Origin of the sequence: Wolbachia endosymbiont (group A) of Sympetrum striolatum (assembly GCF_947250715.1) — a bacterium.
GTDB lineage: Bacteria > Pseudomonadota > Alphaproteobacteria > Rickettsiales > Anaplasmataceae > Wolbachia.
On sequence record NZ_OX366342.1, the window covers coordinates 1,330,788 to 1,345,403 of the forward strand.

The window sequence follows — 14,616 nt, forward strand, 5'->3', positions numbered from 1 at the left end:
TCGTTTGATCGGTAATGCTAACTACGTCAACTTACTTATTGCCGATTTTATTTCCAGTTTAGGTGATTGGATGATAATACCCATTATTGCCTCATTATTCATCTATGATATTGGCTTACCATCACAAATGCTCGCTATTGTTGAGATTGCTATGGCAGCTCCAAGCGTCTTTTTTGGTTCAATTATAGGAGTATCAGTAGATAATAAAAATCCAATACCTATTTTGATTTATTCTGATGTTTTTCGAGCAGCTTTATCTATTATTTTGTATTTTTCAGCTTATCATTATAAGATAATTTTGTTACTACTATTCTTAGAGGGAATATGCCGTTGTTTTTTCTTACCTTCTAGACAAATAGCATTAAAAGTAATGGTTCTTAATGATTTATTGCCAAGAGCATCAGGTTTTTTGCATACCTCGAACCAATTTGCAAAAATTATTGGTCCTGCATTCGGCGGTTTGTTGATCTTATATTGTGATATAGATTTTCTGTTTATTGTTAATGCCTTCACTTTTTTAGTATCTGCATGCTTTATTAAAGCTATTAGCTTACCTGTGGAATTTACAGAAACAAAATTAACTAATAATAAGGTTAGTAAATTGTCTTTTATATATAAGAAGCTGATAAATGTGGGCAATACAATTAAAAATAATAAACTTTTAAATGTTGTTATTATTAACAGTGCATTAAGATTTGCCATAATATTTGTATTCGATTTTTATATAATAGTTTTAAACAAATTCATGAATTTTAATGCATCAATATATGCAATAGCAATAAGTGCTATTGGAGTAGGTAGTGTTGTCGGTTCAGTAATAGTTACTACTTATATTGCCCGTTTTAGATATATTGCATTAATTTCTGCAGGGCAAATCTTTGGTGGGTTATTATTATTGCTTTTAGGGTTATTGGCTTTTTATCAGATAAATTTGTCTGTATATTTTTATGTATTAATATGGCTTTTATTTGGGATAACAGGAGCACTTATTAATATACCATACGCTATTCTATTACAGACGGAAGTTGAACAAAATATAATAGGCTCAGTTTCTGCATTCAGTGAATCTATTCAAAACTTTTTCATGATTATATCTCCTTTAATTGGTGCATTGTTAACCAATTTTATTATGATTGATATAATGTTTTTACTAGTTGGTTTGTTGTTAGTATTGCTAGGGCTATCATTAATAATAAATAATCAAAGGTTATCACTTAAGTGACCTTACCCAGAAAAAGTGGAGAGAAAGTTGAGACGTTTTATAGTATAGCTCTTTTCACAATAATCCGATCACTATACGCTGCTTGCCTACTGACTTCCACCATAGCCATGAATCCGTATCTTACCTAATTTGGATTATTATGAGAAGGGCTATAAGTTAATGATTTATAGATTCTTCCAAAGAAATTATCTCATTTTACTTTTTTAAAAAATTTACTTGATGATTATGACCATTTTTTTTGATTTATATTGGGTTTAAAGAAGATTCAATAATTGGCTGTTCTACATCTCTCACTTTCTCGAGCTTGGTATTTGGCTTGAACGAATTGTACAGTGCAAAACCTATACACGCTAATCCAACTATTCCCCCAATCACCGCTATGGCATACATTTTCAATATACAAGCTACAATACCACAGACTAGTAATGCCGCACCAACACTACCAGCCAAGATTGCTCGTCTTTGTTGCATTGATGGTTTTTCTTTTTTGTCTGCAGTATTTTCTTTGCTAGATCCATTATCAAAACATGCAGCAGAAGAAAGGCTGTTGGAAGCATTTGGCTCTTGTATGTCAGTTTCTGTTACAGCAGTTTCATTTTTTTCGCATATTCCAGTATTATCGAGCTTTTCTATTGAAGCAGCGATGTGCTCTATAGCTATTGTATTACTTTCATTACTATTTTCGCATGGCTCAAGATATTTATGTTCTATAGATTCTTCAAGACTACTTTCATTATTATTTTCATATGCGTTAGCCGGTGCCTCGATATTACCGATAGTATCTTGAAGCACTTTTTCACTTCTAGCTGTAGTAGTTTTGGCTGTTACAACAGTGGGCTGCTGGGTTGCTCTCTTATTAAGAATATTTCCCAGTTCTCTTACAGCTTCACTATTTTCACACGCTTCAGCATAGGTGAATGGGGTGTAAGTCATTTCCTTGCTATTTGAATGTTTTATAATTATTCTCTTTTTTAGAATATCTTTCAAAATACCATTTTCCTCAGAGATCTTTAACACTGCTCTAATCATGTCATTGTCTCTACGTGATATAGCATCTGTAAGTATTGTATGAATTTCTTCCCGACCATCTGAATGTTTTGTGGTCATCTCTTCATTCAGAACTTCCTTTAATAGTTTTTGTTTTTTGGCTTCTTCTAAAAGATCTTTTACAGCTTGATTATTTTTATGACTTATAGCATAATGTAGTAGTGACAACGTCTCCTCTCTACCATGATACTCGTAAGTTATTTTTGCTAAAAGAATCGTGCTTGCGTTATAGCTGGACTTTTTGAATATTCCATTTTTGAACTTTTCGGCAATACCTTCCCCTTCTTCTATTTTTCTTGCTAGTTTTTGTATATTCTTTCTATCTTTATCTGTTAACTCATATATATCACATACTAATGTCAGTTTTGACGTTTTCATAATGTTTTCCCCTATTAAGATTTATTGATTTAGTGGTAGTAGTTGCAGTTGCTCACCCCATAAAGTTGGTGCTTTCTTTCAATCAAAGGTATTCTACTGTTTTAAATTCCATGTAAAGATTTAGCTTATCTTTTACATCTAAACAGCATTAACACGATTTGCCTTTTTGTAGATGAGTAATTCTCTAGGGATTATCCTATTGAATTCTATGATATTATTTTTTGTAACATTGTCTAAAGTGCCCAGACACTGGGATCCAGCTTCTATGCAACTTAATTAAAAACGTTTGTTTTAGCGTAAGACAACTACCTTTAGCTCATCAGCTCAGTTATAAGCAAAATTTCTGGATCCCAGTGTCTGGGCACTGGGATGACACCATTTGCTGTGCAATTTACCTTCAAAAATGAATGTTCGTACAGCTATGTGTCAGCTACTTGCATGACACCCTGCTGGTGGGACAATGTTTGTATAGTTGTGCGTCACGCGCTGGAATGACGAATTACTTAACCGTCATACCGTCACGGTATCTCCTAGCATAGATCCCGCTAACACGTAGCGGGATGACGAATTTGTATCGGAAAACAAGTAGCATGACGCTTTGTCAAATGTCTCTCAGTTTCTCAAAAAAATCCTTTAACAAAAAAGAGCATTCTGTTTCTAATATCCCACCATAAACTTCAGGTATATGGCTGCAAAATTGAAATATCTTAGCACCATTTTCAATTCCTCCACCTTTTGGATTATAAGCTCCAAAGTACAATCGTTTAATCCTGGCAAAGGAAATAGCTTGAGCACACATCGGACATGGTTCTAATGTTACGTATATGTCAGAATCATAAAGCGTTGAAGTTGAGAGCAACTCACATGCCTGCTTGATTGATAACATCTCTGCATGTGCAGTTGGATCGTTGGATATGTTGTGTGCAGAAGAAACGACATTGCTTCCACTAACTATTACGGCACCTATGGGAACCTCATCATTTTTTTGAGCAAGTTTGGCTTGCTCTATGGCAAGCTCCATATATTGATACTTGAACACTTTCCTTTGCTAATCTTCTTTTTTTAAATTTTATTAACTGCTGCCTTAATAAACGATATAAAAAGAGGATGAGGAGAAAACGGCTTTGATTGAAACTCTGGATGAAACTGCACACCAATAAACCACGGATGACTCTCTAACTCCACTGCCTCTATACATGTTCCATCTTCTGATATGCCACTGCATAGCAGCCCATTTTTTTCCAAATCATCTTTATAATCTGAATTGATTATGTATCTATGTCTGTGTCTTTCTGAAATAGTAGTGTTACTATATGCATCCATCATTTTAGAGCTTGCATTTATATTACATTTGTATGCCCCAAGTCTCATGGTTCCACCAAGATCGTCATCTTGATCGCCAGCTAACTTAACGATTGGATGTTTACAGTTATGAAATTCTTCAGAGTGTGAATCTTCAAGCTTAACAACATTACGAGCAAACTCAATAATTGCAAGCTGCATACCAAGGCAAATTCCGAAAAATGGGATATTATTTGTACGGGCATAATTTATTGCTAATATTTTACTCTCTACTCCGTCATCACCAAACCCCCCTGGGACAAGAATTGCATGAGAATTCTGTAACTTCTCCCCTATAAGCTTTTCATTTATAGGTTTTTCTTCCTTCTCTCTTGAGTTAACCCAATTTATCTTTACTTTGACTTTATTACTAATCGCACCATGATTTAATGCTTCAACTAGTGATTTATACGCATCAGGGAATTCGGTGTATTTTCCCACTATAGACACAGTAACTTCCTGTGTTGGGTGCCTTATGGAATGCACTATTTGATCCCATTCAATCAAGCTTGGTTTTGGCTCACTTAAATGAAAGTGCTCCAAAATTTCCGTATCAAGCCCACATTGGCTATACAACACCGGTAACTCATATATATGACTCACATCAGGAGCAGGTATCACATTGGACAAAGAAACATTGCAAAGCTTAGCTATTTTCTCTCTCTGATTATCGAAAATTTCTTTCTCACTGCGGCATAATATAATATCTGGTTGTAACCCCGCGGAATTTAACTCTCGAACTGAATGCTGCGTTGGTTTTGTCTTTAATTCTTGCGCTGCGGTAAGATATGGTATTAAAGTTAAGTGAATAAGGATAACTCTTTGTTTTCCTAATGTGTAGTTAACTTGGCGTATAGCCTCCAAAAATGGTTGGCTTTCAATGTCACCTACAGTTCCGCCTATTTCACATATTACAAAATCTAAACCTTCCGTACCATTAAAAATGAACGATTTGATTAAATCTGTCACATGAGGAATGACTTGCACAGTTTTGCCCAGATAATCACCACGCCTCTCTTTCTTCAACAACTCATGATATATCTTACCAGTTGTTATATTGTCATCTTTTGTTGCTTTAATTCCAGTAAAACGCTCATAATGCCCAAGATCCAAATCAGTTTCAGCACCATCCTCGGTAACAAACACCTCTCCGTGCTGAGTTGGGTTCATTGTCCCAGGATCAATGTTGAGATACGGGTCAAGTTTTCTGATACGGATCTTAAAACCGTAAGCTTGAAGAAGCGCACCAACGCTTGAAGCAACTAAGCCTTTACCAAGCGATGACACAACTCCACCTGTGACAAAGATAAATTTAGCTTCCTTCATTAATTTTCAAATGGAACAGAAGTAGGTTCACTTTCTTGCTTTTTTTCTAATATAATTTTCTCTGCAATCGATTTTTTATGTACGTCTTTTGAATATAATCCTGACAATAGCAATGTGTTTATAATAAACAATCCAGCAACAATAGTCGTTATTCTGCTGAGCGGGTTTTTAGAAGATTTTACCGGAATCATCGAATTGACTCCCTTTTGTGTATTACTAAAACCACTTAACGAACTACTCCCAGGCGGCTGCAAGAGCACTAAAATTACTAACACAACAACCAATATTACTTGAAATATACTTAATACCGCTACTGACATTATAGATAGAGCTGAAAATAAAAATTTTAGGAGCATAAAGTGCATAAGTCAAGAACATCTGTCACCCAAGTAGCTTGGAATCTAAGTATGTATTTACTGCCTACCTTATTTTGGTTAGCATATGCATAAAACTGTGGGCTTAATATGTATCACATTTTAAAATACAAAGATTATGAACCAAAAATAGACGAAAGTGCTTTCATCGCAGGTGGTTCGCATATCATAGGCAAGGTTGAAATAGGAAAAGATGCGAGCATCTGGTTTAATTGTGTGGTCAGAGGGGACGTTGGATCAATAAAAATAGGTGATGGAACAAATATTCAAGATGGAACGGTAATTCATGTGGATAGAAACCCAGGTGGTGATACAACTATTGGCAATATGGTAACAGTGGGACATTTTTGTATGTTGCATGCATGTATGGTGCATGATAAAGCGTTTATTGGTATGGGCTCTACCGTGATGGACCATGCAGTTGTGGAGCCTGAAGCTATGGTAGCTGCTGGCTCGCTAGTGACACATGGAAAAGTAATAAAAAGTGGGGAAATATGGGCTGGCAGGCCAGCAAAGTTCTTCAAAAAAATGTCGAATGAAGAAATTAAACATATTACACAATCAGCACAAAATTATATTATGCTAATGAAGGAATATAAAAATTAAAGTTCGCGTGAGGCTAATTTATACTACCAACCCTATTGAGGGACTGCATAGACAGATTAGAAAATTCACTAAAACTAAGGGCTCATTTACTAGCTTGTACAAACAGGTATATTGTGCTATAAAAAAGGCAGAGCAAAATTGGACTATCCTAATTGGGCTTTAACTATATCTCAACTTGATATTTTCTTTCCTGGTAGATTGAAAATTGAGTTGAGTTAAAAATGCGGTTTGACACACTTTTTTGAACATTTCCTTATTGCCTGTTTTTACAATTTTGAATTGATTCCTTAGGTTATGCAAGAGGTCTATTGAGCAAATCCAATAATATCCTTGATTTCTTTTATATTATGGGTTGCAATTTCTGCTGCTTTCTTTGTACCTTTTTTTAATATTTCACGTAAATGGAATTGGTCTTTTAAAAGATCATTCATTCTCTCACGTATGGGTGATATAACACTGATAATTAAATCAGCTAACTCTTTTTTGAAGTGCTTCATGTCATGTTTGTTCACTTCTTCACATACTTTTTCCGCATTTACATTACTAAGCACTGAATAAATGTTTATCAAATTGCTTATTTCTGGTCGGCACTCTAAAGTAGCAAAATCAAAGCCTAGAATTGAATCTGTTTTTGCTTTTTCTATTTTTTTGACAATTAAATCATCCGTATCATCAAGGTTAATGCACGAATATTCTGAAGGGTCAGATTTACTCATCTTGCTTGTGCCATCTCTTAAGCTCATTATTCTTGATGTGCAATCCAAAGTTAAGATTTCAGGTACGATGAAATAATCCAGTTTATAATGATTGTTAAAAGCTGATGCAATATCACGTGCAAGCTCCAAATGCTGTTTTTGATCATCACCAACAGGAACGTATTTAGTTTGATACAACAATATATCTGCAGCCATAAGTACTGGATAACTATATAATCCAAGAGAGGCTTTTTGTTTATCGCCGCCAGCTTTATCTTTAAATTGAGTCATGCGATTAAGCCAACCAATTGGTGTATAGCACCCAAGCAGCCAGCCCAGTTCTGCATGACCACTAACCGTGGACTGATTAAAAATAATGGACTTTTCTGGATCTATTCCACATGCAATATAAGCTGCTGCTGTTTTGAAAATATTACTTTTTAATTCACTTGCGGGAAGCTTATTTGCTGTGATTGCATGTAGGTCGACAATACAAAAAAGAGATTTGTATTTATGCTGTAAGTCTATCCACTGTTTGATTGCACCAAGATAATTACCTAAATGTAGTACGCCACTTGGCTGGATACCTGAAAAGACAATACTTGTCATTATACATTTACCTCATGCTAATCGCTTCCACAATCAGCAGATTTCTTAGAAAGAATAACCATTGCAGGACGGAGCAACCTATTTTTGATAGTATAACCAGTCTGTAGTACTTCTATAATAGTGCCAGGCTCTTTTTCATTGTCTTCTCTTTCCACAACAGCTTGGTGTAAATTACTATCAAAAAGCTCACCAAGTGGATCTACTTCCTCTATTCCATGTTTTTTTAGATCATTTATAATTTTTTGATAAGCTACTTTAATCCCCTCATGAACAGGATCACCGTCTTTCAAAATTTCCATTACTTTTTTTAAATTGTCGCACGAGTCGATCATATCACGTGCAAATTTTGTGACTGCATAGTCACTTGCATCGCTAATTTGCTTTTGCATTATACGTTTGACGTTTTCATTATCTGCAACAGCACGGCGTAAATGATCTTCAAGCTGAGCTGCACGTTCTTTTAATGTATTGAGATCTTCATTTAAATCATCAGTTTGCTTATGGTTATCACTTTGTTGGTCGTCACCTTTCTGCCTATTTACCATATCGGCAAATTTCCTCTTTTTTTCTTTACTGCTGTCTGACATATCACTATCCTTAAGAATCTAATAAATATATAGCAATTAATTCGAAAATATCAAGCACCAGCTACATTTGTCTTTCTATGCTCGCATTTAAAAAGTCAATTAAAGTAATTTTATAAAAAGAATCAGAAAAAGTACTAATATCATTTTGTGCCATATTAATGTAGTATCTAGCTTTTTCCATAGAAAGCTGAATGGCATTATGGTGATTAATATAGTGTAATGCTTGGTCAAAATTGTGTCTAGCTGAAGAAAAGCATTTTTCCCAGAATTTTTGCTCTGCTGGACTGCCCTTTTCGTATGCTATAATAGCAGGTAAGGTGACTTTACCTTCGAAAAAGTCTTTTCCGACTTGTTTTCCAGAAGTGCCTTGATTAGCAGTATAATCGAGCATATCATCAACTATTTGAAATGCCATACCAAAATTAAAACCAAAATTCTTTAGCCTCTCTGTTTCGTCATTTGTTGCACCGGATACTGTAGATGCAGCTTCACAGCATGCAGAAAATAAAGATGCTGTCTTTTCTCCAATGATATCAAAATAATTTTCCCTGACTGTGTGGGGGTCAAAACGTGTTGTCATCTGCTTTATTTCACCCTTCACAAGTAAATGCGATGCTTTAGATAAAATAGAGAGAATATTTAAATTTCCACACTCTATAAGCCATCTAAATGCTAGAGTCAACAATAGATCACCAACTAAAATGCTTGATTTATTTCCCCAAATCTTATTCGCTGTTTTAACTCCATGGCGTGCCTCACTTTCATCGAGCACATCATCATGAAGTAAAGTAGCATTGTGTATAAACTCTACCGATGCAGCAACGTTGATCCTATCCTCCCCAGAATAGTTTAGCATTTTACATATAATAAAAACTAGTTTAGGCCTTATTTTTTTTCCACCTGAACTAACAAGATGAGATATAATATCAGTAGCAAGCTTAGCACCTTCATCATTGACATTTTTGAAGATAAAGTCCTTCATAGCTGATAGATCAGAAGATACGACATCGTCTAATTTACCATTATTTGTTAAATCAGTATTTAGCATTTTAAAGAGACTTATGCTTCTTGTCCCTGTGCTTTCTCGTTCTCTACTTTCTTCTTTTCTGTTTTCTTTGGTTCTGTTTCTAAAGTTACTATGCCTTTTTTAATGAACCATAGTACTCTTTCAGTTGCTTGCGCGCCTACGCTTAGCCAATGTTTTAATCTATCAGCCTTCACCACAACACGATTTTTATTGTCTTTTGGTAACATTGGATCATATTGTCCTATTTTCTCAATAAAACGCCCATCTCTTGGTGCTCGTGAATCAGCTACAACTATCCTATAAAAAGGGCGTTTCTTTGCGCCAAACCTTGCCAACCTTATTTTAACTACCATGTTAACCTTTATTCATATATTAGTCACAATTTTATACAATGAGCCGTTTTAAGTCAAATGAATTATACAACTTTTGCACCTTATAATATAATTACCAATAATGTAGGGCAGCGCCGGGCGCACAGCTATACGAACATTCATTTTTGAAGGTAAATTGCACAGCAAATGGTGTCATTCCAGTCTGGAATCCAGCCTTTTCATAATCATTAAAACGTTGTATTTTAACATAAAACGGCTACTTTTATACTTAATAAAATTCCTGGATCCCAGACTGGGATGACATCCTTCCTAGTGAAGATTGCTCTCAAATCGCAATGTTCGTACAGTTGTGTGTCTCGGCACTGGATGCGTTTGAAGCAACTTATAAGATTTTTGACTATATATCATCAAGTATAGCGTGATTAACTTCGACTTTATACTTTGATTCCAGATAGCTAATTAATTGCTCTTTTAGCGATATCATCACACGTTTTCCGGTGTCAAGCGTGTTTAATTTACCATTTGATGAATGCATTTCTTTTAGAACACCTATTATAATTTCATTATTGTATTGAATAGGGTCTGTCACTGAACCAGTTGTTTTCATATTGAAAATCTCTTCTACAAAAGAAAAGGGGTAGTTTTGTTGATCCACTTCATTGCGTTGCATCTGCTGACCTTTAACTAATTCCACACCTTGAATTTCTTCCAAATCTGTTTTTTCTCTTAGTTGAACTGCAACCTCTTGCCCAATTTTAAACATTCTTTCTTTTATAAACTCACTACACCAAAGCTCTACCGCTAATGCCCTGCCTTCTTCAAAACTTTGCAATTTGGGTGGAACGATATCAATGATTTTTACACTAACAACAGCGTCCCCAACGCCCTTGAAATAACCTTTCTGATCCTTTTCTCGCGAAAAAATGAAAGAAATCAAATCACCAGAATCTCCTACGTTATTACCGCTTTGATCTTTTCCACTCGCATCTACTGGACCAATAGTTTGTATAGGTAAATTATATTCACTCAATATTTCTTCAATTTCTGAACCATTGTATATCTTATAGTTCACTTGGTTTATGAAATCATTGACTCTTTCAAAAGACTTTTGGTTAGTTAGAACTGACTTTATGTCTTTTTTTAAATCAACTAAGTCTTCATCAGAGATTTGATGCGCACTTTCCACTTTTATTATATGCCAACCAAAACTGCTTGCTAAAACTTCACTTACTTCACCTACTTTGAGAGCAAATACCTTTTCCCTCACGTCTTCTGGTAAAAAATCCTTAGTTATATTATTTACTCTAGTTTCCTCAAGTTTTGCTTTGCCAAACTCTCCTACTATCTGTTCAAAGCTTGTTTTACCCTCCTCAAATGCTCTTCTTGCTGTCTCAGCTTCTTCTTTGGTAGAAAATATTACATTGAATACATCTCTTTGATCTTTTAGTTCCTGTTGTTCTATTATACCATCAACTTCTTCATCTGAGATCTTGATTTGATCTTCAAAATACTTTTGGCCTAGGGAAATATATTGCGCAGTTCGATACTCAGGATAATAAAAATGGGATTTATTTCTTTCGTACAAATCAAGTAATGCTTGATCATCTGGTTCAGGAATGTTTGTAACTGCATCTTCAGTTATTTTAACAATATCAACCACTCTAGTTTGGTAGCGACTTTTGTATATCTGCTCATCAACTCTCTCGCCAAAAGTTACCGGATAATTATCTTTAAATAACGAAGTCATGAACATCATTGCAGGCAGAACTTTCTCTAGCTTTGCTATATACTCTTTCTCTGTCATATGCAGGTCATTTAGCGTTTCATGGAATTTATTTTTGTCAAATTCGCCTTTATCATTTTGAAAGTATTTGGTATTTTTAATATGGTTTTTTATAGACTCTTCTCCAACTGTCAACCCCAGCTCACTAATTAGGTTAAACAATAGTTTTTGCTCTATAAGTGCGTTAAGCAAATCATATTTCAGCTTTTTTACTTGTTCTCTACTCGCATCAGATCCAGAAATTTGCTTTTCATAATTTTGATATAGTGATTTATACTCATCTGACGTTATAACTTCTTTTCCAACCCTAGCTACCTCTTCTTTTTCATCATCACCTGATAAAAGGTTGCCAATTCCCATGAAGACTAATAAGCAAGCTAAAAGGACAACGGTTACTTTAGTGAAAAAATTTTTAACATTCATTTCAAACTCAGTTAATTAATGGTTAATTATAGAATAGTGATAATTTAATTCTTGTAAACCTGTTGCTTTATTAGCCAATATATATAATATTACAATATATTAACTTAAAATTTAACTCTTTTCTTAAATAGAAACATATGTTTGACTAAGTTATACTATACCTTAAGAAGGGAAAATATTTTTTTGAATCGTTTGAAATATGCTTAAACGTAAGCGCATTTAATTAACTTAAGAGGTGGGAAGTGACAAACAAAAAGTCATTGAATGACAAAATTAATGCTTTTTTAGTTTTAATAGCTTATATTTTAGCTCTGTATAACAGTAAGGGATACTTTAAATGGGAGATGCTTTTTTGATGTCAATGGAATCTTCTAAGGGCAATAACGATAGAAATAAACAGTTTCTAATGCAAATAGCTGCTTGGTTAGTAGACAACACTGGTTTAACTTTTAATCAAATAGCACAATGCTGTAGGTTGGCCCTTGAAGAAGTACAAGACATAGCTGATGAGGAAATAGAAGTTGAAAAATATAACCCTATTATTTCTGGGGTAATTACTGAAAAAGAAATCGATGATTGCAAAAAAAATTCAAACCGTGTACCAAATTTGATTATAAAAAATATAAAAAAAAGGAGTAAAGCGATTGGTAGCATTCTTGGCTTTGCCTCTACGGCAAGGCGTAGAGATAAACCTGATGCGATTTATTATTTAGTAAAAAAATTTCCTATCTTGGATAATAACGTTATAGCTAAATTAATTAGTACAACAAATTACACAGTTGAGCAAGTAAGAGATGGATCTCATCATAACATGCAAAATATAAAACCCCAAGATCCTGTACTACTTGGCTTATGTAGTCAAGAAAATTTAGAAGCAGAAGTGGAAAAAGCAAAAGTAGAAGAAGAGAAGCAAGAAAGGTTAAAAAATATAAAGAATAGCTATTGAAAATCCTCAAATTTTTGTGCTTTGTTAACATTAAATTAACTTGACTTGCTAGTGTTTATTAGTATAATGTAAGTAAAGTACGGGGTTTAATAATAATTAAGCTTAATACGCACTAAAACTAGCTCAGCCTAATTTATTATCTTATAGTCACATTTTAGGTTAGTAAGCATCAATTAAAATTTTTGGAGGATTATGACAACAATCAATGAAGATGTTTTGGCAAAAGGAAAGGTTACAGCTCAACCTGAAAAAAGTGAGCAAATTCACAATAACGATACAGTAAAACAGATGGTCAATGAAGGTACTGAGAAAAACAGAAAAACATTAGATCTGAGCGAATTAAAAGAGAAAACAGCAGAAGAATTGTTAGAGTTAGCTGAAGAAAGAAAAATTTCAACTAACGGTAAAAGCAATGGTAGAATGCTAAAGCAGGAAATGATATTCAGCTTAATGAAGAAAATGAGCGAAGAAGGAGGCATAACCACAGGGAGTGGAATAGTGGAAATATTGCCTGATGGTTTCGGTTTCTTACGTTCAGCAAGTGCAAATTATGCTCCAAGTACCGATGATGTTTATATTTCTAACGGGCAAATAAAGAAGTTTAATTTACGTACAGGAGATATGGCATGTGGAGAAATAAGGCCACCTGGTGATAAAGAAAGATATTTTACTTTAACTAAGGTTCAAAGTATAAACTCTACTGAAGTCAGTGAATTAAGAAAGTACGTCCATTTTGATAATTTGCTTCCTCTTTATCCTGAGGAAAGCATAGTACTTGAGTGTAATAGTGGTGATGATAAAAAAGGCTTAAGCATGCGTGCTATAGATATAGTAGCTCCTCTTGGAAAAGGGCAAAGAGCGTTAGTAGTTGCTCCACCTCGCACAGGAAAAACTGTATTGCTTCAGCAAATGGCTAACTCTATAGCTATAAATCACCCTGAAATAGAATTAATAGTGTTACTTATAGATGAAAGACCTGAAGAAGTAACAGATATGATACGTTCTGTAAAAGGTGAGGTAGTGAGTTCTACGTTTGATGAGCCTGCTTACCGTCACGTACAGCTTGCTGAAATAGTAATAGAAAAAGCTAAAAGAATGGTTGAGCATAAAAAAGATGTGGTAATCCTACTTGACAATATTACTAGACTTGCACGTGCTTATAACGCTGTTATTCCTTCGTCTGGGAAAGTTCTAACTGGTGGTGTGGATTCAAATGCACTGCAGAGACCCAAGCGTTTTTTTGGAGCGGCTCGTAATATTGAAAATGGTGGTTCTTTGACAATCATTGCTACAGCTCTTATAGACACTGGTTCAAAAATGGATGAGGTTATTTTTGAAGAGTTTAAAGGTACAGGAAACGCTGAGATTATACTTGATAGAAAACTTTCTGATAAACGTATATTTCCAGCTATTGACATTACAAAATCCGGAACAAGGAAGGAAGAGCTATTAGTTGATAAGGCTATACTAAATAAAATATGGGTGTTGCGTAGAATACTCAATCCTATGGGATCTGTTGAAGCAATGGAATTTTTACGTGACAAACTACTTTTAACAAAGAGCAATGCTGACTTTTTTAACTCCATGAATCACTAAAAGTAAGCCAGTTATGATGGATATGCTGAGCAAAAAGTAAAACGCTTTTATAGTTAAAATAATTGTATCCGTTCAGGCAATGGCGAACTTAGGGAGCGTTAAATAAACTATACGCGTCAAGTTAAGAAGCAAAGGTAAGAAAATTCAATGAACTTAAGGTGGATACTCTAGTCTTTCTATATCTGTCTTTCACAGAAAATTGTGACCAGTTTGTGGTAAGTTTTTTCAGGAAAATTCTCAAATTATTAATTTTGCTGCTTAACGCTAAAAACAAGTAACCGTTCACGGATTGTGAGAATGAATAAAGAACTAAGCAGTCGTAAC

General features: G+C 34.5%; 13 protein-coding genes and 2 pseudogenes. 5 read left to right on the forward strand and 10 right to left on the reverse strand.

The window, feature by feature from the left end; genetic code table 11:
* Positions 1–4: 4 nt before the first annotated feature.
* A complete protein-coding gene (locus tag OOK87_RS06500) occupies positions 5–1,222 on the forward strand; it encodes an MFS transporter (protein WP_264688389.1) in 1,218 nt (405 codons plus the stop codon).
* Positions 1,223–1,465: 243 nt separating this feature from the next.
* Here OOK87_RS06500 and OOK87_RS06505 read toward each other — a convergent pair whose 3' ends face one another.
* The 4 genes from OOK87_RS06505 to secG form a co-directional block, all read right to left on the reverse strand.
* The gene (locus OOK87_RS06505) at positions 1,466–2,647 is read right to left on the reverse strand and encodes a WD_0033/WD_0034 family tandem repeat-containing protein (protein ID WP_264688390.1); all 1,182 of its coding nucleotides are present in this window, start codon (positions 2,645–2,647) and stop codon (positions 1,466–1,468) included.
* A 601-nt stretch (positions 2,648–3,248) separates the two neighbouring features.
* The gene (locus OOK87_RS06510) at positions 3,249–3,668 is read right to left on the reverse strand and encodes a nucleoside deaminase (RefSeq protein ID WP_264688504.1); all 420 of its coding nucleotides are present in this window, start codon (positions 3,666–3,668) and stop codon (positions 3,249–3,251) included.
* A 41-nt stretch (positions 3,669–3,709) separates the two neighbouring features.
* Positions 3,710–5,314, reverse strand: a complete 1,605-nt coding sequence (locus OOK87_RS06515; RefSeq protein ID WP_264688391.1) for a CTP synthase — start codon at positions 5,312–5,314, stop codon at positions 3,710–3,712.
* Entirely contained in the window at positions 5,314–5,634 is a 321-nt protein-coding gene (gene secG / locus OOK87_RS06520; RefSeq protein WP_264688392.1) for a preprotein translocase subunit SecG, read from the reverse strand. Before secG ends, OOK87_RS06515 begins: the two co-directional genes overlap by 1 nt.
* Before the next feature lie 144 nt (positions 5,635–5,778).
* On the opposite strand from secG, the gene OOK87_RS06525 reads away from it, so the two are divergent.
* Both OOK87_RS06525 and OOK87_RS06530 read left to right on the forward strand, forming a co-directional pair.
* Entirely contained in the window at positions 5,779–6,294 is a 516-nt protein-coding gene (locus tag OOK87_RS06525) for a gamma carbonic anhydrase family protein (RefSeq protein WP_253307252.1), read from the forward strand.
* 10 nt (positions 6,295–6,304) lie between these two features.
* Positions 6,305–6,513 (forward strand): annotated as a pseudogene (locus tag OOK87_RS06530) (IS256 family transposase); the annotation flags it as partial.
* A gap of 86 nt (positions 6,514–6,599) precedes the next feature.
* On the opposite strand, the gene trpS reads toward OOK87_RS06530, so the two are convergent.
* The 5 genes from trpS to OOK87_RS06555 form a co-directional block, all read right to left on the reverse strand.
* The gene (trpS, locus tag OOK87_RS06535) at positions 6,600–7,598 is read right to left on the reverse strand and encodes a tryptophan--tRNA ligase (protein ID WP_264688393.1); all 999 of its coding nucleotides are present in this window, start codon (positions 7,596–7,598) and stop codon (positions 6,600–6,602) included.
* Positions 7,599–7,615: 17 nt separating this feature from the next.
* Positions 7,616–8,185, reverse strand: a complete 570-nt coding sequence (locus OOK87_RS06540; RefSeq protein ID WP_253307254.1) for a nucleotide exchange factor GrpE — start codon at positions 8,183–8,185, stop codon at positions 7,616–7,618.
* A gap of 61 nt (positions 8,186–8,246) precedes the next feature.
* Positions 8,247–9,233, reverse strand: coding sequence for a polyprenyl synthetase family protein (locus tag OOK87_RS06545; RefSeq protein ID WP_253307255.1), 987 nt, complete (start codon positions 9,231–9,233; stop codon positions 8,247–8,249).
* Between the two features lie 11 nt (positions 9,234–9,244).
* Positions 9,245–9,565 (reverse strand): 30S ribosomal protein S16, encoded by a 321-nt coding sequence (rpsP, locus tag OOK87_RS06550; protein WP_253307256.1) that lies wholly within the window; start codon positions 9,563–9,565, stop codon positions 9,245–9,247.
* Positions 9,566–9,941: 376 nt separating this feature from the next.
* Positions 9,942–11,750, reverse strand: coding sequence for a peptidylprolyl isomerase (locus tag OOK87_RS06555; protein ID WP_253307257.1), 1,809 nt, complete (start codon positions 11,748–11,750; stop codon positions 9,942–9,944).
* Between the two features lie 337 nt (positions 11,751–12,087).
* On the opposite strand from OOK87_RS06555, the gene OOK87_RS06560 reads away from it, so the two are divergent.
* Complete coding sequence (locus tag OOK87_RS06560; protein WP_064124724.1) at positions 12,088–12,696, forward strand: cell cycle transcriptional regulator TrcR; 609 nt, start codon at positions 12,088–12,090, stop codon at positions 12,694–12,696.
* A gap of 192 nt (positions 12,697–12,888) precedes the next feature.
* A complete protein-coding gene (rho, locus tag OOK87_RS06565) occupies positions 12,889–14,292 on the forward strand; it encodes a transcription termination factor Rho (RefSeq protein ID WP_264328936.1) in 1,404 nt (467 codons plus the stop codon).
* 121 nt (positions 14,293–14,413) lie between these two features.
* Here rho and OOK87_RS06570 read toward each other — a convergent pair.
* Positions 14,414–14,566: pseudogene (locus tag OOK87_RS06570) on the reverse strand (IS4 family transposase); the annotation flags it as partial.
* Positions 14,567–14,616 lie beyond the last annotated feature (50 nt).

Bases quoted from the DNA above. Each gene is read 5' to 3' on its own strand.
- OOK87_RS06505 (WP_264688390.1), bottom strand. From the start codon at position 2,647: ATGAAAACGTCAAAACTGACATTAGTATGTGATATATATGAGTTAACA.
- OOK87_RS06510 (WP_264688504.1), bottom strand. From the start codon at position 3,668: ATGGAGCTTGCCATAGAGCAAGCCAAACTTGCTCAAAAAAATGATGAG.
- OOK87_RS06515 (WP_264688391.1), bottom strand. From the start codon at position 5,314: ATGAAGGAAGCTAAATTTATCTTTGTCACAGGTGGAGTTGTGTCATCG.
- secG (WP_264688392.1), bottom strand. From the start codon at position 5,634: ATGTCAGTAGCGGTATTAAGTATATTTCAAGTAATATTGGTTGTTGTG.
- OOK87_RS06525 (WP_253307252.1), top strand. From the start codon at position 5,779: ATGTATCACATTTTAAAATACAAAGATTATGAACCAAAAATAGACGAA.
- trpS (WP_264688393.1), bottom strand. From the start codon at position 7,598: ATGACAAGTATTGTCTTTTCAGGTATCCAGCCAAGTGGCGTACTACAT.
- OOK87_RS06540 (WP_253307254.1), bottom strand. From the start codon at position 8,185: ATGTCAGACAGCAGTAAAGAAAAAAAGAGGAAATTTGCCGATATGGTA.
- OOK87_RS06545 (WP_253307255.1), bottom strand. From the start codon at position 9,233: ATGCTAAATACTGATTTAACAAATAATGGTAAATTAGACGATGTCGTA.
- rpsP (WP_253307256.1), bottom strand. From the start codon at position 9,565: ATGGTAGTTAAAATAAGGTTGGCAAGGTTTGGCGCAAAGAAACGCCCT.
- OOK87_RS06555 (WP_253307257.1), bottom strand. From the start codon at position 11,750: ATGAATGTTAAAAATTTTTTCACTAAAGTAACCGTTGTCCTTTTAGCT.
- OOK87_RS06560 (WP_064124724.1), top strand. From the start codon at position 12,088: ATGGGAGATGCTTTTTTGATGTCAATGGAATCTTCTAAGGGCAATAAC.
- rho (WP_264328936.1), top strand. From the start codon at position 12,889: ATGACAACAATCAATGAAGATGTTTTGGCAAAAGGAAAGGTTACAGCT.